The sequence below is a fragment of the Lysinibacillus sp. FSL P4-0201 genome (assembly GCF_038593425.1).
In the GTDB taxonomy this organism is placed as follows: Bacteria; Bacillota; Bacilli; order Bacillales_A; family Planococcaceae; genus Lysinibacillus; species Lysinibacillus capsici.
Genome location: NZ_CP151995.1, coordinates 1290416 through 1309107 on the forward strand (window position 1 = coordinate 1290416; position 18692 = coordinate 1309107).

The window sequence follows — 18692 nt, forward strand, 5'->3', positions numbered from 1 at the left end:
TGGGAAATATCTACTTAGATTTGCTAACAAAAGGAAGCGGCAAGTAGGTATCTTCATGGTTAAGTATTAAAGGAGAGACTGGACATGGAAATTAGGGTAAAGAACGAAAAGGGCTTGACATTAGTCGAGTTATTGGCAGTCATTGTTATTCTAGCTATCGTTGCTGCCATTGCAATTCCAGCTATAAGTAATGTCATTGATAATTCACGTTATAAGGCATTAAAAGCAGATGCCATTAATGTTATTCATGCCGCGCAGTTTTATTTTATGGAGCATCCAACCGCTGATCAATGGCAAATCGTCGAAGTGGAAAAATTAGTATCCGACGGTTATTTAGACAGTGCTGGCAAAATATTAGAGGCAGATAAAGAAGGTCAAAGTGCCAATGTCCAATTTATCGAGGGCACCTATTACTTCAATGCGCATGCGATTTATTACAGCAATGGGAAATATATTAATTTTGATAATGCCACCCTACAGCATATTGCAGACGATATTCGTAAGGGCAGCAAGGGAATTGGTGGCAAATGTATTGGGCGAGATTGTGCAGCTTCGCCATAATGTTCAGAAGCGCGTGTACACACACTTCATATAAAACTATTAAGGAGGATTTCAAAATGTTAAAAAAGTGGAAAAATAAAAAACTATTGAAAAATGAGAAAGGTTTAACATTAGTTGAACTATTAGCTGTAATTGTTATTCTAGCAATTATTGCAGCAATCGCTGTACCTGCAATTGGTAATATTATTAATAAGTCGAAGGACCGTGCAATTTTAGCGGAGGCATCAAATATTCTTTCTGGAGCAAAGATTGCTTATATTGATGGGGCGTGTACTGATGGTAAATGTGATGCAGAGGCATTAAAACAATTTGTAGATGGTATTGATCTCAAGGACACAGAAGCCGAGTATACTGGAACTGAATGGAAAGTGACATATTATAGATTCTCAGAAATTAAAACTCCTGGCCTTAAAGTAGATAAAACAGTTAATGAAACCAAACTAAATGAATTATTAACAAAAGCAGGGGGAGATGTGAATCAAGAAGAAAAAGAAGAGTAATCAGTCCTCCCAACCCACTCAGAAGCGCAAGAAAATTTGCGTTTCTGGCTGGGAAATGGATGACTAATTGAAAAAATCATTTATACTGAGTAGGATAAGGAGGTCTTTTCACATGTTTAAGAGAAAAAGAAAGTCGCATGTTTCGATTGAACTGAAGGATTATGTGCTGCGTGCGATTGTGGCGAAAGGACCAGAGCCTAATCAGTGGCAGGGCTATGAATTCCCTTTAGCAGCTGGAATCGTTGAAAATGGGACTATTATCGACGAGGTAGCTCTTTTTGAGGTGATTAAAGAGCAAGTAATGAAATGGACAGGGAAAAAACAGGCTGTTCGCATGTTTGTCCCTGATACGACGGTTCTATTAAAAAACTTTGAGCACCCTAAAGATGTAAAGCCTCAAGAATTAAGAGGATATGCTGAAATGGAATTGGGACATTCTATTCATTTACCATTTCAAGACCCTTTAATTGATGTGTATGATGCAGATGCCGAGGATGGCAAGGCTATCTTATTTGCTGCGCCTTCTGAAGAGATTACGAAACTGGTAGGGATGCTGTTAGATGTTTCATTAGAACCCGAAGCTGCCGATATTCGTGCGCTTTGTAATATACGCTTATTAGAGCACATGTCCTTATTAATGCCTAATAAAACATATTTAATTGCAGAATGGTCGATTAATGAACTCTCCATCAGTATTTTTTCCAATGGCCAAGTGGAGTTTTTGCGCTATCAAACCATTGAAGTAGATATGACGCAATGGGTGGGGAAGAAAGAGAATGAGTTTAGCTATCAATTTATTTATAATGGCGAATCAGAGAATTATCAAATGGTCGTAATGGATCAGGTTTTAGAGATTGATCGGATGATGAATTTCTTTAAGTTTTCTTTACATAAAGGTGAAAAAACAGTGGATGAAATTATCATGCTTGGCGATAACCCACTATTGAAATCAATTGGGAACTTACTCGCTTCTAATTTAGAACCACCACTAAGGGTTGTCGATGGGAAAAAAATTGAGAAATCGTTTCCTCGCTTTAAGCGAGAATTTTCAACGTTGCTTGGCTTAGCTTTGAAGGAGGTTCGTTAATGGTTCCAGATATAAACCTCTTACCACAACTTGAAAAAAGAACAACCTCTCCCAAGCTTTTTTATAGCTTGGTGATTGTCATTGTGGGACTTATTGTAGCTTATTTACTTTTTTTATTTTTTACATCCAAAAGTGAATTGTCACGATTGACTGCAGAGGAACAGGCATTAACAACACAGCTTGATCAATTGCAACAAGAGCTAGACGCACGACAAAATGTCGATCAGGGTTCGTTGGAAGAGTCAGTAACTTTTATTCAAAGCGTTTCTTATCCTGTAACACCGTTAATTGATGAAACAAAAACTTTATTACCAACTCATTCCTATTTACGTAGCTATGTTTTCGGAGAGAACTCGGTGAATATTGAAGTGGATTTTGAAACGATGACAGATATATCGAAATATGTGGAGCGACTTTTAATGAGTAGCTATTTTACAGATGCTCAAATTAACACTGTCTCAAACTTTGAAATAGAGCTAGGTGAACAAAGGGTGTTAACACCCCAACAAAAATTTAAAGAAGTACCGCGATATTCAGTGTCCATTACAGCGACAATCGATTTTATGTATTTAGCTGGAGGACGACGCTCATGAATAAATTAACGAGTAGTAAAAATTCATCTATGATCTTGTTACTGGCGCTGATAGCTGCTATTTTATTTGCGCTGTATTATTATTTGCTTTCACCAAAATTGGATGAAGTGAATGAGAAAGAGAGTAATGTATTGCAGGTGCAGCAAGAATTAGCTAGTGTCAAAGAACAACTAGCACAATTAGACAAAGAGCAGGGACAACCTACTATCAATATATTAGCCTTAAGACAAAAGCTACCTGCAACAAGAGCCGTTGAAAAGATTATTCTTGATTTAGCTGAGATTGAAGAGGTGACAGGAACTCGTATACTGTCTTTAACTGTTCAAGGTGAGGACGGCACTGTGACACCTTCAGATGTATCGAATGATCTTAATATGTTGGAGCAGGCTGAAGCAGAGGTCAATGGTGATCAGGAGAACAAGGAGACTACTACACCGATTGCATCTCTTTCGAAGGACTCTTTACCAACTAATTTAAAGCTTGTTACTTTTATATTAGAGGTGGGTGCGCTTGATTTTAATTCTCTTGAAAGCTTTTTACAGGAGGTTGAACAATTAGAGCGTGTCATGAAAACCGATAAGATTGAATTTAAATTGCCTGGAGAGCAGGCACAGCTTGAGAAAGATGCAGATCTTACGTTAAAGGCAACAGTGCAAGTGACAACGTTCTATTACGAAGAACAACAATAACTTTATTGATAGGCGCACCATACTGCATTTGTATGGGCGCCTATTGGTTTAGGAGGACATAAAATTGGAAATGGCTTATACGATCTTTATTTTTTTATTTGGACTTGTCTTTGGCTCTTTTTATAATGTAGTTGGCTTACGTGTACCACAGAAGGAGTCGATTGTACATCCTCCTTCACATTGTCCAAAATGTCAGAGACGACTGACGGCGCTTGATTTAGTACCAGTTTTGTCTTATGTATTGTTAGGAGGAAAATGTCGTGGTTGTGGCAATAAAATTTCTTGGGTTTACCCAGTCATAGAATTAATGACAGGTGTATTATTTGCCTTTGCTTATGGGCAGTTAGGCTGGGGCATAGAATTGATAGTAGCACTCTTTTTTATCTCCTTATTAGTTATTATCGTTGTATCAGATTTAGCCTATATGCTAATTCCAGATAAGGTGTTAGTATTCTTTTTACCTTTGCTAGCTATTGGACGAGTGCTGTCACCATTAACACCGTGGTGGGACTCTCTTGTGGGTGCTGTGGTTGGTTTTGGCATATTATATATCATTGCTGTGCTATCAAACGGTGGCATGGGTGGAGGCGATATTAAATTATTCTTTTTAATTGGTCTCGTTCTGGGTACGATTGATACACTGTTAACGTTATTTTTAGCTGCAGTTATTGGTATGATTGTCGGGATTACCATGTTATCGAAAAACAAACAGGGGAGAAAAACACCCATTCCGTTTGGGCCATCTATTGCATTGGCCGCAGTTATTGTTTATTTCTATGGCGATGTATTAATTAATTGGTATCTAGGCTTTTGGTAATTGTGCAATTTTCAAGAATTTGGAGGGAAGCAAGTGAAACCGATTATTGGTATTACAGCCTTTGTTGAGGATGATTTATCCTCTCGATTAAATGCTGCTTACAGTAAAAGCATCATTGAAGCAGGTGGAATTCCACTGATTATTCCAATTGGAGTAGAAGAAGAGGCAGCCCAGATTTTAGCCCTTACAGACGGTTTATTATTATCTGGTGGTCATGATGTGCACCCATTTCTATTCGGGGCTGAGCCTTCATTAAAGCTTGGAAAAATTCATCCAGCGCGAGATACGATTGAGTTAGCATTGATTGAAGCCGCATTCCAACGTAAGATGCCTATTTTCGGGATCTGTCGAGGAATTCAAATACTAAATGTTGCATTAGGTGGTACCTTATATCAGGATATTGATAGTGATCACTTTAGTACCAAGTTACTCCAACATATGCAGCAATCAGGTCGAGCTGTAGCTACCCATTGTGTACAGGTTATTGCTGACAATCTATTAGCGACTATCGTTGAACAAGAGAAAATAGCAGTGAATTCATTTCATCATCAAGCGGTGAATGTTTTAGCAGAAAAATTAAAAGTAGCGGCAAAATCTAACGACGGTATTATCGAAGCGGTAGTTCATGAGGAGATGCCATTTTGCTTAGCTGTTCAGTGGCATCCTGAGGAACTAGCCATAGCAGGAGATGAGAGTGCTCAAAAGCTATTTTCAGCCTTTATTGAAGCGAGCTTAAAATTTAAGAAGGAAGCTTAGAAGAGGCATTGTACAAAGAATCCAATCGTATGTGGATTCTTTTTTTTGCGTAAAAAAGAGGATACATGCTCTTAGAAGGAACATAATCCTCAAAATCTGCTTTAATCGTTAATGTACACGTCTGTAAAGACCTACAACCTGTCCTAAAATAGAAACTTGATCGACTATAATTGGTTCCATAGAAGAATTTTCAGGCTGTAAACGGAAATGGTTTTTCTCTTTAAAGAAACGTTTTACAGTTGCTTCATCCTCAGCTGTCATAGCTACAACAATATCCCCATTATTAGCTGTTGCCTTTTGTTTTACAATGACTAAATCTCCATCTAAAATCCCAGCTTCAATCATTGATTCCCCCATGATTTCTAGCATGAACAATTGATCTTCACTTGTGCCATACGTATCGGGTAATGGGAAGTATTCTTCAATATTTTCAATTGCTGTAATTGGAGAACCAGCTGTAACCTTCCCGACAAGTGGGACATGGATCACCTGTTGTTTTTGAATGGATTCTTCAGGCTCTAAAATTTCAATTGCGCGTGGCTTTGTTGGATCTCGACGAATAAAGCCTTTTTGTTCTAATCGAGCTAAATGTCCATGAACAGTTGAACTGGAAGCAAGTCCAACTGCTTCACCAATTTCACGTACTGATGGTGGATATCCTTTAGCTCGTACCTCTTCCTTAATGAAAGCTAAAATGTCCTCTTGTCTTTTCGAAACTTTTTTCATGAGTGCTCACCTCTTTTTTCTATAATCATTCTTCTTATTTGATAGTATAACAGAATGCGAACATGTATGCAAACATAGGTTCGAAAAGTGTTTGACAAAAACGTTTGTTCGCTTTATTATGGGAACATACATTCCGAACAAACATTCTTAAAAAGGGGTAATGATTATGACATGGTTTAAGAAAAACACACATATCTCAATTTTAATAGGAGCTTGTTTATTATTTGCAGCATACCTTTACATTACTGATCCAGGAAAAGTTAGTTACGCAGAAATTCAAATCGAACATGGGGATAGCTTGTGGTCGTTAGCCGAGCAATATCGTGGTAAAATGAGTACTGATGATTGGATAAAGCTTGTAAAAACTGAAAATGAACTAGCAGATATTAAAATTGTAGCGGGAAAATCTCTAGTTATTCCTGTAGTGAGTGATCAAGCCAGTCCCATCAATACTATCGAAATTGCGAGAAATGAACAATGATAAATAATCAACTATCGGCTGTTGTCTATTGTCGCGTAAGTACTGAAAAAGAAACACAAAGCTCCTCATTAGAGCGCCAGCAGGAAGAGTTGCTACGCTATGCTAAAGAGCAAGGCTATGCGGTGAAGGGCGTGTTTAAAGATCAACATAGTGGCTATGATGTAGAACGTGAAGGCTTGCTAGAAATGCTTGATTTTATAAAAGATAAGAACATTAATGCTCTTTTTGTCCAAGATGAAACTCGTTTAGGACGAGGCAATGCAAGGATGGCTGTATTACATTTATTACAAAAGTCAGCAACTGATGTTTTTTCTATGCGTGATGCAGGCCCAGTCCAATTAAATGAAATGGATACGATGCTGCTTGAAATTTTAGCGATTGTAGAGGAATATCAGCGTAGAATCCATAATGCTAAAATTCGACGAGGTATGCGACGTGCTGTAGAAAACGGTTATCGTCCAGAAAATAATTTATCGAATCGAGGTAATCCGCAGGGGCAGGAGCGAAAAGATCTACCTGTAGAGGAAATTGTGAAACTACGCAAACGTGGATTTACCTTTGAAGAAATTTCTATAACGCTTAGAGGGTTAGGCTTTGAGGTAAGTAAGGCGACAGTACATCGTCGTTTCCAAGAGCACCAAGAAAGATTAGCAGGAAAATAATATTCCTGCTAATTTTTTTTTGTAAAAAACTACTGAAGGGAAGAAAAGCTTTCAATGATAACATGATTTGGCAGTTGGAAAGGGTGCTCTTTATTTATTCGGTCATAAAACATGATGCCATTTAAATGATCGATTTCATGCTGTACAACGATGGCCCCGTAGCCCTGTAACTGTACAATAATTTCATGTCCATCGATGTCGTAAGCTTTGACTTTAATTCTCTCATATCTCGGTACAAAACCAGGGACAGGTCGATTTACAGATAGACAGCCTTCTCCTTCCGGTAGATAAATCATATTAAGGGAATGACTCATTATTTTAGGGTTAATCAGCATCATTTCTTGGTCATCAAAGAGTACAGCAAACATTCGTTTATCTACGCCAATTTGATTAGCAGAGAGTCCACTTCCAGGGCGAAGCTTATATTTTTTTGCTAGCGTTGGATTTTGGCTATTTTTCAGATATTGTAGCATGGCTAGGAGGGTATTTCGGTCCTCATTGGTCACGGGTATCGACACTTCTTGAGTTTCTTTTCTTAAAATTGCTGAGTGTTCTTTCACGAAGTCCTTCATTGTAATCATATAATTTGGGTGAAATTTAGTCATAGATAAACACCTCATCAATACGGCTATTGAGAACCTTAGCAATCTTAAAAGCTAATTCTAGGGTCGGATCATATTTATCATTTTCAATATTATTAATCGTCTGTCTCACAACTCCACACTCTTTTGCAAGAGCAGCTTGTGTTATGCCTAATTTTTTTCTTAAAATTTTGATGATGTTCTTCAGAAAGATCCCTCCATTTTGTCCAAAGTATTAGACATATATCGTAAGATAAGAATTAAAAAATGTCCAACTAATTGAACATTTTTTGGTGTGAAAAACAAAACAGTCAATTGAAGGGGAGAAATTGATTTCCGGTGCAGGCTGCTTGCTTTCCTGTGGCACGCTGACGGAACGGAAATCACCCCACAGCCTTGTTAAAAGTTCTCATTCTACTAATGACATCATCTTTTTTCAATAACATGAAATGCCCGATTAATTGGACATTTGGATTTTAAATCATCACTTAATACCAATTCTCATCAAAATTTAGCTTTAACGCATGTCCGAAACAAATACCGAAAGGAATAAAACCTCTTCCTCTTGCTGTAATGATATTTCCATCTTGTACCACTAGTTCATCTGAATAGTTATGAAGTTCAAAGCACCCTAACTGCTCCATGCCATCTAAAGGTAGTCCTACTGTATATTTTTTGTTCTTTAAGACCCCTGCTTTTGCTAATAGGTAAGGGGAGCTAGAAATACTTGCAATCATTCCTCCTTTTGCAGATAGATGACGAATGAAATCTAGTAAGCTCTCTTCAAGTTGTAATGTAGAAATATCCATACAGCCTGGTAATAGTAGACTATCAATATCGTCAAGCTCTACCTCATTCACGGATAAATCAGCTATACAATTTAAACCAGATTCTCCTCTGATAGGTTTGGTATTCGATCCAAGTGTGATGATGGGTTTACCGCCTTGCATTAATATGGACAAAGCAACACTCAATTCATATTCACTAAATTGTGGGTATAATAACACCGCAGTTTTCTTCATTTCATACACCTCTTACCTTTAGATTGTTCCATTCTTCCTCTAAAATAGCGTAATAGTATTCATCCCACCAAGTCTCTCCATGAGGAATGCATTTTTTGAAAAATCCTTCTTGGCGCATTCCGATTTTTTCCATGACTCGGTAAGAAGCGATATTTTCTGGCTGGCATGTGGCAATAATTCGATGAAGTTTCATTTTATTAAAGCCGTGATCTAATAGGGCCTGAGCAGCTTCAGAAGCATAGCCATGATTATGATAGGCAGGATTCATAACCCATCCAATTTCATACGTATGGTCGCCAAAGTATTTGTGGAAAACAAGATGACCAATGACTCGCTGTTGTTCACGTAAAACAATGGCGAAATGTTTTGCTTGCTCGTTGCTATTCTCTGTTACGAAATTTTGAACCTGATCTTCATTCAACACACCCTCTGGCATATAGTGCATGACCGTTTTGTCGGACATATAGCTATAAACAGCCTGCCAATCTTGGGCTTCAAATGTTCGAATAAGTAGTCTAGGTGTTGTTATGTTCATGATAGCTCCTCCTATTATCTATCAAATTTTTCCTTTTATTATTAGTTATACACCTCTAACTTCTGGAAGTCATGTAAATAATGGCTAAGAAGTGTTTTTAAGGGTTGGTATAACTGCATTTTAAGGGAAACCATGCTATACTTTGCATACTGAGGTCATTAAGCTAGGTACTGAAAGGTGTGTAACCATGTTATCAAAGGAAAAAATTAACCGAATTAATGAATTATCTGCTAAGGCAAAAAGCGGACAATTAACAGAGGAAGAAGCAAAGGAGCGAACAGCGCTTCGCAAGGAGTATTTAGATACGTTTAGAGCAACTATGCGAGATACGATTGAAAACGTTAAAGTGGTAGATGCAGAAGGAAATGATGTAACTCCTGAGAAGGTAAAACAAGCACAAAAAAATAAATTTCTAAATTAATGTGACACAATTCAATAAAGTATGGATGAAAACGCAAATAGTATAACAAAAGCATTGTTTTCTAAAGCAATGTTGACTAAACTGTAAAAGAACAATATATAGGACGAGAAAGGATGTCACAATATAATGACTCAACACGCGGATCTTTTAGCTATTAATGCTATCCGAACTTTGTCAATCGATGCTATTGAAAAAGCAAATTCTGGTCACCCAGGTTTACCAATGGGAGCAGCGCCAATGGCTTATACGCTTTGGACAAAACAATTACGCCATAATCCAGCAAATCCAAAATGGTTTAACCGTGATCGTTTTGTACTATCAGCAGGTCATGGTTCAATGCTTTTATACAGCTTACTTCACCTTGGAGGCTATGGTTTACCAATGGAAGAAATTCAAAACTTCCGCCAATGGGATTCATTAACACCAGGACATCCTGAATATGGTCATACAGTAGGGGTAGAGGCAACAACTGGTCCTCTTGGACAAGGAATCGCTATGACTGTTGGTATGGCAATGGCTGAGCGCCATTTAGCCGCTACTTACAATAAACCAGGTCATGACATTGTTGACCACTACACATTTGCGTTATGTGGCGATGGTGACTTAATGGAAGGTGTTGCAGCAGAGGCGATTTCATTAGCTGGTCACTTAAAACTTGAAAAATTAATCGTACTTTACGATTCTAATGATATTTCTTTAGATGGTGACTTAGAAAAGTCATTTTCAGAAAACGTTCAAAAACGCTTTGAATCTTATGGTTGGAATTATTTAAAAGTGGCAGATGGTACAGATGTAGATGCTATTAATGCAGCCATTGAAGAAGCCAAAAAATCTACTGGCAAGCCAACATTAATTGAAGTGAAAACAGTGATTGGTTTTGGTTCTCCAAATAAATCTGGTAAAGCAGATTCTCACGGTGCACCACTTGGTACAGATGAAGTTGTCTTAACGAAGGCAGCCTATGAGTGGGCACATGAACCATTCCAAATTCCTGCAGAAGTTTACGATACATTTAATGCGGCTGCTGAAGTGCAAGGCGCACAACCAGAGGAAGCTTGGAATGCAAAATTTGCTGCTTACAAAGAAGAATTCCCAGCGTTAGCAGCTCAATTTGAGAAAGCGATGAATGGTGAATTACCAGAAGACTTTGCTTCTGAGTTACCTGTATATGAAGCTGGTAAATCTGTAGCAACTCGTTCTTCTTCAGGCGATGCAATTAATGCTATTGCGAAGAAAACACCTTCATTCTTTGGTGGTTCAGCTGACCTTGCTGGCTCCAATAAAACAACGATGAAGGGTGCAGGAGATTTCTCAGCAGACGACTATGCTGGACGTAACATCTGGTTTGGTGTTCGTGAATTTGCAATGGGTGCTGCTATGAACGGAATGGCTCTTCACGGTGGTTTAAATGTATTCGGTGGTACATTCTTCGTATTCTCTGATTACGTTCGTCCAGCAATTCGTCTATCTGCATTAATGGGTCTTCCTGTAACATATGTATTCACACATGATTCGATTGCAGTAGGGGAAGATGGTCCAACACATGAACCAATCGAACACCTTGCGTCATTACGTGCAATGCCAAACCTATCTGTTATTCGCCCTGCGGATGCAAATGAATCAGCAGTTGCGTGGGAGCTTGCAGTAGCAGCAGAAAAAACACCAACTGTTCTTGTATTATCTCGTCAAAACTTACCTGTTCTTGACGCTTCTATTGAAACAGTACGTGAGGGCGTAGCAAAGGGTGCTTACACAGTGTCTCCAGCTACAAAAGAAGTAGCAGATGCTATTTTAATTGCAACAGGCTCTGAGGTTTCGCTTGCTGTCGAAGCACAAAAAGCATTAAAAGCAGACGGAATAGATGTAGCAGTTGTTTCTATGCCATCTATGGATCGCTTCGAAAAACAAGACGCAGCTTACAAAGAATCTGTTCTACCAAAAGCTGTTACAAAACGTCTTGCAATTGAAATGGGGGCATCATTCGGCTGGCATAAATATACTGGCTTTGAAGGCGATGTTCTAGCAATTGATAAGTTCGGTGCATCTGCTCCAGGCGAATTAGTAATGGAAAAATACGGCTTCACTGTTGAAAACGTAGTAGCAAAAGTGAAAGCACTATAATTTACAACAAATACCACAATACTCAGCGATTTAAACATCAACTGAGTGTTGTGGTACTTTTTTTAGCGGCAAACATAGTCATGTAAAAACTCCATAAAAAGGGTGAGCGAATGAAGAACTATAGCGTTGTGTTATTTGACCTAGATGGAACGTTATCTGATCCCAAAATAGGAATCACTAAATCAGTGCAACATGCTTTACAGAAGGCGGGCGTCATGGTGAATGATTTGGATGAACTCGAACCATTCATTGGACCACCATTACAAGTATCTTTTCAAGAAATCTATGGATTCAATGATACACAAATAACGCGAGCAATTAGAGATTACCGAGAACGATTTACGGAAAGGGGAATGTTTGAAAATAAACTATATGAAGATATTCCAGCATTGTTAGCTCAATTAAAGCAACAAGGATATATACTAACTATTGCCACCTCAAAACCAACTGTCTTTGTGGAACAAATCATAAAGTATTTTCAGCTAGAGTCCTATTTCGATCTTGTCGTAGGAAGTCACTTAGATGGTTCACGTTCTGCCAAAGGTGAGATTATTGCAGAGGTACTTCAACAGCTGGATTCCTATCCAAAAGACCAATTTATTATGATTGGGGATCGAAAATATGATTTGATCGGCGCTCGTGAAAATCAAATCGATGCCATCGGTGTGACATATGGTTTTGGGTCGCTAGAAGAATTAAAAAATGAAGAGCCTACATATATTGTGGACCATGTAAATGATCTCCTAAAATACCTCTAAAAACACGAAAAACTGCATGTCAGCATGCAGTTTTTTTATGTAGGATTATTTAGCAAGTCCGTTTTGGAAGGCGTAGACGACGGCTTGAGTACGATCTTGAACTTCTAGCTTTGCTAAAATATTACTAACATGTGTTTTTACCGTTTTCAAGGCAATATATAGCTCATCAGCGATTTCCTGATTGGCTTTACCCTGGGCCATTAGCAATAATACTTCCATTTCACGTTCAGTCAATTGTTCGTATAGTGGTGTACTATTGCCGTGGCGCATGCGGTGCATCATTTTGGAAGTGACCTCTGGCTCTAATACCGTTTCGCCACCCATCGTTTTTCGAATAGCATCTGCAATTTGTTTGGCATTAGATGTTTTTAAAATATAGCTTACCGCGCCAGCCTCTAAGGCAGGGTATACTTTATCATCATCTAAAAAACTAGTCACCATCATGATTTTTGCCTCAGGCCATGCTGCTAATATTTCCACTGTTGCCTCTGCTCCTGTCATAACAGGCATCACATTATCCATTAAAATAATATCAGGCCTTAGCGCTAGGGCACGTTCCACAGCCTCTTTACCGTTCTCAGCCTCACCTACAACCGTAATATCTGGCTGTGCTGAAAGATAGGCTGACACACCAATCCGTACCATTTCATGATCATCCACTATGAGCACTTGTATCATCGACATTGACCTCCTCCTTTTGTAAAGGAATTTTAACCTCTACAATTGTTCCTTCACCAGGCACTGATACAATTTTATAGGTGCAGCCAATTTCAACTGCTCGTTCAGCTATATTTTGTAAACCGTATGATGTGGATTTATCTTCCTCCACATCAAAGCCTAAACCATTATCTTGAATTCGTAAAATAGCTAAGTCGTCTCGTGCCACAAGAAGTAATTCCACCTCACTTGCTTTGGCATGACGCAGCGTATTGGAGAGTGCCTCCTGTGCAATACGAAATAAATGATCTTCCTCTGCTTTAGTTAAGGGCATTTCTTCTAATTCATATTCTATATGGAAATAAACTTTTTGCTGAAGTTCAATAATCAATTCCTCTAAGCCTTGTGCCAATGTTTTATTGTGTAAAGCTACAGGCCGTAAGTGTAGCAGTAATGCACGCATTTCTAGCTGTGCCTGCTGAACGATTTTCTCCACCTGTTTTAAGCTAGTAGCATGTTCGTCATTTTCAGTTAATGCAGATAGTAACATAGAGGCAGCAAATAGTTGTTGTGACACAGAATCATGGAGTTCTCTAGCTAGTCGTTGGCGTTCAGCAATAATACGCTCCTGAATAATTTTATCATTGGCCTCAGCCCGTTCATTGGACAAACGCTGTAAACTTTTACGTTGCGTATCAATTAATTCACTCGTTTGGACAAGTGCCTTTTTTAACGATTTCGGAAGAGCTTGTTTTTTAGGAAAAACAAAATCAGGCTCGATCAGTTGTTTCACTATTCGTGTTGCCTGCGCTTCTCGTGCCCTTGCAGTCATACTGATCCAGCTGGCAAACAGGAAGCTAAGTATAAACAGGCTAACTATGATGATGCCACCTAGAGGGATATTATCGTAATTCTGCTGCCATAAGGGCTCCCATGTTTTTTCATCAGGATTGCCCCATAGTGCAACAAGAAGACCGAAAACAGCACTCATTAAAATGAAAAATAATGTAAATAATCTTGAGATAAAGGCAATCATTTTCGTAGCACCTCCAAATCTCCAAGCCAGGTTGCGACATGAATAATCAGTACACGTTTAGCATCCTCAGGGTTGCCGTCTGAGAAAGTAATACTTTCATTTACTATACGTTGCGGCCCTACATGTAAGCAGGAGAGCTCACCAAATAACGTCGTATACTGTAAACGGAATGGAATTTCATAAGGAATATAAATTTGAACTTTACCAATACCTTGTCGAATTGTAATAAGACTAGTGCCAGCTGGTAAAATCGTTTGCGTTGTATCGATGGTAATATCTCCAGCGAGGCGCTGAATTTGTACATCTTGCCATTTATAAGCTTCTATAGGCGCTGGCATTGTACCAATTAAGTCATTTTTAATCGCAGGGAGTTTTTCAAAAAGCTCTGCACCAACTACTTTTGGCTCGTTTTCTCTTTGCAAGTATTGATAGAGCATATATAAGAGCATGATGACGATAAATAAACGTAAGCTCCACATCGTGAACAAAGCAATGGCAATAAAGAAAATTCCTGTCCATTTAAAAAATCGAACTTTTTTGGAAAAACTTAAATAAAGAAGTACAGCCCCAATCAATAAACAGAAGGCACCACCATTATTAAATATAGTTAGCTCCACAAAGACGAGTAAAAAGAAGCAAAGAACCCAAAATGTGAGCTTATTTGTTGTGAAATTTTGCATGAGGGTCACCCTTCCTTCTACTAATAGTATAAGAGAGGGAATGGGACCCTCTATTCTTAAACGTGAAAGAATGCGCCTTTTAATGTTGGCGCATTGCTTTCATTATACCATGTTATTTATTTTCAATTAGCAGTGGTGAGCTTTCTTCTACTGCTTTTTTTTCTAATTCTGCCAGTCTTGCCTCAAAAGTTGTAAGCTCATGGTCTTTATCGATTTGATAAGCTAATTTATCGATATATGCTTCTAAATCTTCAAAGTTTGTTTTATTATTTTTGGCAATCATTCCATCCATTTGATGATGGGCGCGAGTTACATTTTCTTTCCCCATCAGCTGTAATTGACGTACTTTCATATCTTTAATTTTATGCTTCATTGTTTCAAATTTACGCTCGAGCTCGAAGTATTCACGAGTACTTGCTTCAATGCTAGCTTGTAATGTAAGGTTACGAGCTGAATAAGCTGTTACTTCATCCGTAGCGAAATCAATTAAGTCCTGCTCTCCGCTAGATTTTGCTAATGCTAATTGAGATTCACGTTTCGCTAGTAAATCTGCGTTTTCTTTATATTCTTGTTCTAGCTTTTCTTTTAATTGCCCTTGTCGCTCTAATAATTTGCCTGTTTGTTCTGTTTGCTTTTCTGCTTCACGAATGTATTGATTTAACATCGCAATCGGATTTTTTTGTTCCTTCTTATCAAATAATTGGTGTAAGTCTGCCTCTACTGTATATCTAAAACGTTGAAATAAGTTCATTTAAAATCGCTCCTTTTATTTTGTTAAATTTGACCATTCTTTTTCAAAGTTTGTAAACGGATCTTCTTCTTTTTTTCCTTCAATTGTAGGGATTTTTACATCTTCGCCATTCCATTTTTTATAGATAACATAGATAATGGCGATTGCAGCAAGGCCAACCATTGCTGGAATGTTAGACACTGCTGATAGGACACCGATTAAACCAACTGTAAACCAGAAAATTTTACCGAAAGATGACTTACTAGCAATGTAGAAGTGCATGCCCAGTGCTACAAATAATCCAGAGAATAATAACCCCGCCAGTGGTCCAATTAACGCTAGTGCAACACATGCTGCAATGACGCCTCCAGTTAATAAAAGAAATTTTTTCATTTGTTTTAGCTCCTTTCGTTTGTACCTTTATGTTACCTATTTACAAGATTGTCTAAAACGGACTCGAAATTGATTTTGAACTAGGTCTTGAGGCTGAGATCCATCTAAGCAGCCAAAATAGAAGGTTTTTAGCCGTGTTTAATAAGACTTTTTCTTGTTTTTGGAAAAATATTAATTATTTTTGGTTGAAAATACCATTTGTCATAAAGTCATTTATAGACCCGAAACTAGAATTTTTTCGACAAAAATAGAAGAGAGATCCCTCCTTCGTTTGACAAATAAACAAGATTGAATGAGCTATACTTATGAAAAAGAAACTGAGCGAAGGAGGATTTCTGGTGAGAACCTATTCTATATATAAGATAAAAGAAGAGCATTTAACGTTTATTTTTGGCAGAGAGCGTAAGTTGTTAGAGATGATGCAAGGTTGTGAAGATGCCAATGAGAAATCCTTAAAAGAGCTTGCATATATATGTGAATCCGTTCGTTTTGAGGAGATTGCAGCCATGTTAGAGCATCAACTTGATTCCAAATATGCACACCTAGAAAGAGCTCGTAATGCTTTGTTTTTAGAACATCCAATCAAAGGTAAAATGGCTATTTATTTAGTAGATCGTAAAATTTGTGTTTACTGTGAAGGTTCGCGAATGCTAGATTTAGATTTATTTCAAATGCTTGCTAAAATGAGTGAACGTTTTATTGCTTTTAATAAACAGGATAATGAGTGTGGGTGGTTAAAGCCGATGAAGTATACAATGCACTAGGAAAATTCACTACAATATATAGTAACACGCTATTATTTGGTGTATAATGGAGCGTGGAGAGTTTTTTCTCGGTATATTGTAGTGGAGGAGGTTGGTTGTATGCCTACATGGGGCTGGATTATTATCGTAATTATCGCATTAGCAGCGGGCGCAGCACTTGGTTTCTATTTCGCTCGTCAAGCTATGATGAAATATTTGAAAGAAAACCCACCTATTAATGAGCAAATGATTCGTATGATGATGGCGCAAATGGGTCGTACGCCGTCTGAAAAGCAAGTACGTCAAATGATGGCGCAAATGAATAAATTCCAGAAGTAATTTGGAATGTTCCGAGCAACTAGTTCAAGCTTAACTAGTTGTTTTTTTATTTTTAATAGTATTTAAATAATTCTTAAAAATCATACAACTCTATAGGGAAACTATGTATAATGGAGTTACTATACGGAAGGGAGTTGTGTATATTGCAAAAAGAAAAAACAAATGTAGAAAGTTTTGATCTAGATCATACAAAAGTGAAGGCACCTTATGTTCGTTTAGCAGGTGTGAAAACGGGCAAAAATGGCGATGAAGTATATAAATACGATATTCGCTTTAAACAGCCAAATAAGGAGCATATGGAAATGCCTGCATTACATTCTTTAGAGCATTTATCTGCTGACATTATCCGTAATTACTCTGATCATATTGTTGATTTCAGTCCAATGGGTTGTCAAACAGGCTTCTATGTGTCCTTGATCAATCATAATGATTATGAGGATTTATTAGCTATTTTAGAGAACACATTTACAGATGTGACAAATGCAACCGCAGTGCCTGCCTGCAATGAAGTGCAATGTGGCTGGGCTGCTAGCCATAGTTTAGAAGGGGCCCAAGCATTAGCGAAAGAGTTTTTAGCGAAACGTGATGAATGGCATATTATTTTTGAAGATTAAATAAAATAAAAACCTTGCGAGTAAAATGACGCAAGGTTTTTCATTGCCCTAAAAATGGAATGGAATGACATTCGAAGAAGAAGAATCCCGATTGATTTTTTGATAAATAAAATTGTCTAGAAAATCATGAATTAAATCCTCATATTCATCCATATTTTCATTAAAGGATTGTGCATGTGCCCCTGTATCAAAAAGTTTTAATTTTTTTGGACCGGTTTTTTTATTGTAGAGATCGAGTGACATGGAAGCTGGAATAAATGTATCGGGAATACTATGGATAAAGAGCACAGGTTTTTCAATATGTGTGACGGCTTCGGCAGGTGTTACACTTTTAAATGAGTAACCATCTCTGAGGCGAACAAAAAAGTCAGCAAAACGAATAGGAATAATGGAGCCATATTTAAATTCAGTTTTCGCAATTTGTTTGAGTAACATAGAAAAGTCGGAGAACGCACAATCTGAGATATAAAAATCAGCACCATCCTCGACTGTTCCTGCATAGAGGAGCATGGTTGCTGCACCCATCGATTCACCGTGAATGCCAAGAATAGCATCCTCTCCAATCATGGCTTTTACTGTTTTCACCACGGCATCAAGATCGTTTTTCTCATAGTAGCCATAGCTTGTTGTCTTGCCTCCAGATTCACCATGGCGGCGGTGGTCAAATATAACGGAATTATAGCCAAGTCTTTCAAAAAGGCGAGCATATTTCACGGAATTTATTTTATTTTCGGTAACACCGTGGCAAATGATGATCGTGTTATTTGTTTGCAATGGCTGAAACATAATGCCTCGAATTGTATAGCCATTTGGAGAATCAATATTCAGTTCACATTTCAAGTTTTTATTGTACCAAGCCTCATCAAAGCGCTTTGCGGTCGTTTCTCGTTCCCGTATAAATTCAGGGTCTTTTTGTTGGATATACATTAATTTATTGGAAAGCGCGAAGCCGAACAGACCTGTTGCAGCGGCGGCTAGCGTTGTTGTAATACCAGAGAATAAAAGCATCTTCTTTTTCATCATAAAACACCTCCACATGCTGTTTCTTATTTGTAATGTTCCCAACTAAGATTGTTTAAAACACGTCAACATTTTACAATATCTTTGGCAAAACTGCGATTATTTCTATTATCGAAAATCGTCAAAATATTTGTTAAAATATACATATCTGCTAGTAGCATATGCATGCA

General features: G+C 37.9%; 26 protein-coding genes. 15 read left to right on the forward strand and 11 right to left on the reverse strand.

Annotated features, from left to right (window positions below; translation table 11 throughout):
- The first annotated feature begins 84 nt into the window (after positions 1-84).
- The 7 genes from MKY76_RS06130 to MKY76_RS06160 all read left to right on the forward strand — a co-directional run bounded on the left by MKY76_RS06130 (position 85) and on the right by MKY76_RS06160 (position 5003).
- Positions 85-561: a prepilin-type N-terminal cleavage/methylation domain-containing protein gene (locus MKY76_RS06130; RefSeq protein WP_342557529.1), complete on the forward strand. Its 477-nt coding sequence runs from the start codon at positions 85-87 to the stop codon at positions 559-561.
- A 56-nt stretch (positions 562-617) separates the two neighbouring features.
- Entirely contained in the window at positions 618-1061 is a 444-nt protein-coding gene (locus MKY76_RS06135; protein ID WP_257961758.1) for a prepilin-type N-terminal cleavage/methylation domain-containing protein, read from the forward strand.
- 112 nt (positions 1062-1173) lie between these two features.
- Positions 1174-2148, forward strand: a complete 975-nt coding sequence (pilM, locus tag MKY76_RS06140; protein ID WP_342557530.1) for a pilus assembly protein PilM — start codon at positions 1174-1176, stop codon at positions 2146-2148.
- Positions 2148-2741 carry a hypothetical protein gene (locus tag MKY76_RS06145; protein ID WP_257961756.1) on the forward strand — a complete coding sequence of 198 codons (594 nt, stop codon included), beginning with the start codon at positions 2148-2150 and terminating at the stop codon, positions 2739-2741. Before pilM ends, MKY76_RS06145 begins: the two co-directional genes overlap by 1 nt.
- A complete protein-coding gene (locus MKY76_RS06150; RefSeq protein WP_048391335.1) occupies positions 2738-3430 on the forward strand; it encodes a hypothetical protein in 693 nt (230 codons plus the stop codon). The genes MKY76_RS06145 and MKY76_RS06150 overlap by 4 nt, the downstream gene beginning before the upstream one ends.
- Before the next feature lie 64 nt (positions 3431-3494).
- A complete protein-coding gene (locus tag MKY76_RS06155; protein WP_048391334.1) occupies positions 3495-4247 on the forward strand; it encodes an A24 family peptidase in 753 nt (250 codons plus the stop codon).
- 33 nt (positions 4248-4280) lie between these two features.
- Positions 4281-5003 (forward strand): gamma-glutamyl-gamma-aminobutyrate hydrolase family protein, encoded by a 723-nt coding sequence (locus MKY76_RS06160; RefSeq protein ID WP_257961755.1) that lies wholly within the window; start codon positions 4281-4283, stop codon positions 5001-5003.
- Between the two features lie 108 nt (positions 5004-5111).
- Here MKY76_RS06160 and lexA read toward each other — a convergent pair whose 3' ends face one another.
- Positions 5112-5729 (reverse strand): transcriptional repressor LexA, encoded by a 618-nt coding sequence (gene lexA / locus MKY76_RS06165; protein ID WP_004232118.1) that lies wholly within the window; start codon positions 5727-5729, stop codon positions 5112-5114.
- 166 nt (positions 5730-5895) lie between these two features.
- On the opposite strand from lexA, the gene MKY76_RS06170 reads away from it, so the two are divergent.
- Both MKY76_RS06170 and MKY76_RS06175 read left to right on the forward strand, forming a co-directional pair.
- The gene (locus MKY76_RS06170; protein ID WP_048391327.1) at positions 5896-6210 is read left to right on the forward strand and encodes a LysM peptidoglycan-binding domain-containing protein; all 315 of its coding nucleotides are present in this window, start codon (positions 5896-5898) and stop codon (positions 6208-6210) included.
- The gene (locus tag MKY76_RS06175) at positions 6207-6872 is read left to right on the forward strand and encodes a recombinase family protein (protein WP_004232122.1); all 666 of its coding nucleotides are present in this window, start codon (positions 6207-6209) and stop codon (positions 6870-6872) included. The genes MKY76_RS06170 and MKY76_RS06175 overlap by 4 nt, the downstream gene beginning before the upstream one ends.
- Positions 6873-6901: 29 nt before the next feature.
- On the opposite strand, the gene def is transcribed toward MKY76_RS06175, so the two are convergent.
- From def to MKY76_RS06195, 4 genes are all read right to left on the reverse strand, one after another.
- A complete protein-coding gene (gene def, locus MKY76_RS06180; protein ID WP_342557531.1) occupies positions 6902-7477 on the reverse strand; it encodes a peptide deformylase in 576 nt (191 codons plus the stop codon).
- Positions 7470-7661 carry a helix-turn-helix transcriptional regulator gene (locus MKY76_RS06185; protein WP_082148123.1) on the reverse strand — a complete coding sequence of 64 codons (192 nt, stop codon included), beginning with the start codon at positions 7659-7661 and terminating at the stop codon, positions 7470-7472. The genes def and MKY76_RS06185 overlap by 8 nt, the downstream gene beginning before the upstream one ends.
- 280 nt (positions 7662-7941) lie before the next feature.
- Positions 7942-8475 (reverse strand): DJ-1/PfpI family protein, encoded by a 534-nt coding sequence (locus tag MKY76_RS06190; protein WP_054550592.1) that lies wholly within the window; start codon positions 8473-8475, stop codon positions 7942-7944.
- Position 8476: 1 nt separating this feature from the next.
- Positions 8477-9010 (reverse strand): GNAT family protein, encoded by a 534-nt coding sequence (locus tag MKY76_RS06195; RefSeq protein ID WP_103117633.1) that lies wholly within the window; start codon positions 9008-9010, stop codon positions 8477-8479.
- A gap of 187 nt (positions 9011-9197) precedes the next feature.
- On the opposite strand from MKY76_RS06195, the gene MKY76_RS06200 reads away from it, so the two are divergent.
- The 3 genes from MKY76_RS06200 to MKY76_RS06210 all read left to right on the forward strand — a co-directional run bounded on the left by MKY76_RS06200 (position 9198) and on the right by MKY76_RS06210 (position 12310).
- The gene (locus MKY76_RS06200; protein WP_004232132.1) at positions 9198-9431 is read left to right on the forward strand and encodes a DUF896 domain-containing protein; all 234 of its coding nucleotides are present in this window, start codon (positions 9198-9200) and stop codon (positions 9429-9431) included.
- A 126-nt stretch (positions 9432-9557) separates the two neighbouring features.
- Complete coding sequence (gene tkt, locus MKY76_RS06205) at positions 9558-11552, forward strand: transketolase (protein WP_103117634.1); 1995 nt, start codon at positions 9558-9560, stop codon at positions 11550-11552.
- A 110-nt stretch (positions 11553-11662) separates the two neighbouring features.
- A complete protein-coding gene (locus tag MKY76_RS06210) occupies positions 11663-12310 on the forward strand; it encodes an HAD family hydrolase (protein ID WP_342557532.1) in 648 nt (215 codons plus the stop codon).
- Between the two features lie 45 nt (positions 12311-12355).
- Here the strand turns inward: MKY76_RS06210 and MKY76_RS06215 are convergent, their stop codons facing one another.
- The 5 genes from MKY76_RS06215 to MKY76_RS06235 form a co-directional block, all read right to left on the reverse strand.
- Entirely contained in the window at positions 12356-12988 is a 633-nt protein-coding gene (locus MKY76_RS06215) for a response regulator transcription factor (protein WP_009370700.1), read from the reverse strand.
- The gene (locus MKY76_RS06220; protein ID WP_288583059.1) at positions 12963-14003 is read right to left on the reverse strand and encodes a sensor histidine kinase; all 1041 of its coding nucleotides are present in this window, start codon (positions 14001-14003) and stop codon (positions 12963-12965) included. The genes MKY76_RS06215 and MKY76_RS06220 overlap by 26 nt, the downstream gene beginning before the upstream one ends.
- Positions 14000-14683 (reverse strand): cell wall-active antibiotics response protein LiaF, encoded by a 684-nt coding sequence (gene liaF, locus MKY76_RS06225; RefSeq protein WP_066036595.1) that lies wholly within the window; start codon positions 14681-14683, stop codon positions 14000-14002. Before liaF ends, MKY76_RS06220 begins: the two co-directional genes overlap by 4 nt.
- A gap of 112 nt (positions 14684-14795) precedes the next feature.
- Positions 14796-15434 carry a PspA/IM30 family protein gene (locus tag MKY76_RS06230; RefSeq protein ID WP_009370701.1) on the reverse strand — a complete coding sequence of 213 codons (639 nt, stop codon included), beginning with the start codon at positions 15432-15434 and terminating at the stop codon, positions 14796-14798.
- Between the two features lie 15 nt (positions 15435-15449).
- Positions 15450-15806 carry a hypothetical protein gene (locus tag MKY76_RS06235; RefSeq protein WP_048391315.1) on the reverse strand — a complete coding sequence of 119 codons (357 nt, stop codon included), beginning with the start codon at positions 15804-15806 and terminating at the stop codon, positions 15450-15452.
- Between the two features lie 338 nt (positions 15807-16144).
- On the opposite strand from MKY76_RS06235, the gene sirA reads away from it, so the two are divergent.
- From sirA to MKY76_RS06250, 3 genes are all read left to right on the forward strand, one after another.
- On the forward strand, positions 16145-16570 hold the full coding sequence (sirA, locus tag MKY76_RS06240; RefSeq protein ID WP_004232148.1) for a sporulation inhibitor of replication protein SirA: 426 nt from the start codon (positions 16145-16147) through the stop codon (positions 16568-16570).
- Positions 16571-16669: 99 nt separating this feature from the next.
- On the forward strand, positions 16670-16888 hold the full coding sequence (locus MKY76_RS06245) for a YneF family protein (RefSeq protein WP_004232154.1): 219 nt from the start codon (positions 16670-16672) through the stop codon (positions 16886-16888).
- Positions 16889-16998: 110 nt separating this feature from the next.
- Positions 16999-17502 (forward strand): S-ribosylhomocysteine lyase, encoded by a 504-nt coding sequence (locus MKY76_RS06250; protein ID WP_112117565.1) that lies wholly within the window; start codon positions 16999-17001, stop codon positions 17500-17502.
- A gap of 48 nt (positions 17503-17550) precedes the next feature.
- Here the strand turns inward: MKY76_RS06250 and MKY76_RS06255 are convergent, their stop codons facing one another.
- Positions 17551-18522: an alpha/beta hydrolase gene (locus MKY76_RS06255; protein WP_036080551.1), complete on the reverse strand. Its 972-nt coding sequence runs from the start codon at positions 18520-18522 to the stop codon at positions 17551-17553.
- Positions 18523-18692 lie beyond the last annotated feature (170 nt).

Bases quoted from the DNA above. Each gene is read 5' to 3' on its own strand.
- MKY76_RS06130 (WP_342557529.1), top strand. From the start codon at position 85: ATGGAAATTAGGGTAAAGAACGAAAAGGGCTTGACATTAGTCGAGTTA.
- MKY76_RS06135 (WP_257961758.1), top strand. From the start codon at position 618: ATGTTAAAAAAGTGGAAAAATAAAAAACTATTGAAAAATGAGAAAGGT.
- pilM (WP_342557530.1), top strand. From the start codon at position 1,174: ATGTTTAAGAGAAAAAGAAAGTCGCATGTTTCGATTGAACTGAAGGAT.
- MKY76_RS06145 (WP_257961756.1), top strand. From the start codon at position 2,148: ATGGTTCCAGATATAAACCTCTTACCACAACTTGAAAAAAGAACAACC.
- MKY76_RS06150 (WP_048391335.1), top strand. From the start codon at position 2,738: ATGAATAAATTAACGAGTAGTAAAAATTCATCTATGATCTTGTTACTG.
- lexA (WP_004232118.1), bottom strand. From the start codon at position 5,729: ATGAAAAAAGTTTCGAAAAGACAAGAGGACATTTTAGCTTTCATTAAG.
- MKY76_RS06170 (WP_048391327.1), top strand. From the start codon at position 5,896: ATGACATGGTTTAAGAAAAACACACATATCTCAATTTTAATAGGAGCT.
- MKY76_RS06175 (WP_004232122.1), top strand. From the start codon at position 6,207: ATGATAAATAATCAACTATCGGCTGTTGTCTATTGTCGCGTAAGTACT.
- def (WP_342557531.1), bottom strand. From the start codon at position 7,477: ATGACTAAATTTCACCCAAATTATATGATTACAATGAAGGACTTCGTG.
- MKY76_RS06190 (WP_054550592.1), bottom strand. From the start codon at position 8,475: ATGAAGAAAACTGCGGTGTTATTATACCCACAATTTAGTGAATATGAA.
- MKY76_RS06195 (WP_103117633.1), bottom strand. From the start codon at position 9,010: ATGAACATAACAACACCTAGACTACTTATTCGAACATTTGAAGCCCAA.
- MKY76_RS06200 (WP_004232132.1), top strand. From the start codon at position 9,198: ATGTTATCAAAGGAAAAAATTAACCGAATTAATGAATTATCTGCTAAG.
- tkt (WP_103117634.1), top strand. From the start codon at position 9,558: ATGACTCAACACGCGGATCTTTTAGCTATTAATGCTATCCGAACTTTG.
- MKY76_RS06210 (WP_342557532.1), top strand. From the start codon at position 11,663: ATGAAGAACTATAGCGTTGTGTTATTTGACCTAGATGGAACGTTATCT.
- MKY76_RS06215 (WP_009370700.1), bottom strand. From the start codon at position 12,988: ATGATACAAGTGCTCATAGTGGATGATCATGAAATGGTACGGATTGGT.
- MKY76_RS06220 (WP_288583059.1), bottom strand. From the start codon at position 14,003: ATGATTGCCTTTATCTCAAGATTATTTACATTATTTTTCATTTTAATG.
- liaF (WP_066036595.1), bottom strand. From the start codon at position 14,683: ATGCAAAATTTCACAACAAATAAGCTCACATTTTGGGTTCTTTGCTTC.
- MKY76_RS06230 (WP_009370701.1), bottom strand. From the start codon at position 15,434: ATGAACTTATTTCAACGTTTTAGATATACAGTAGAGGCAGACTTACAC.
- MKY76_RS06235 (WP_048391315.1), bottom strand. From the start codon at position 15,806: ATGAAAAAATTTCTTTTATTAACTGGAGGCGTCATTGCAGCATGTGTT.
- MKY76_RS06245 (WP_004232154.1), top strand. From the start codon at position 16,670: ATGCCTACATGGGGCTGGATTATTATCGTAATTATCGCATTAGCAGCG.
- MKY76_RS06250 (WP_112117565.1), top strand. From the start codon at position 16,999: ATGGAGTTACTATACGGAAGGGAGTTGTGTATATTGCAAAAAGAAAAA.
- MKY76_RS06255 (WP_036080551.1), bottom strand. From the start codon at position 18,522: ATGAAAAAGAAGATGCTTTTATTCTCTGGTATTACAACAACGCTAGCC.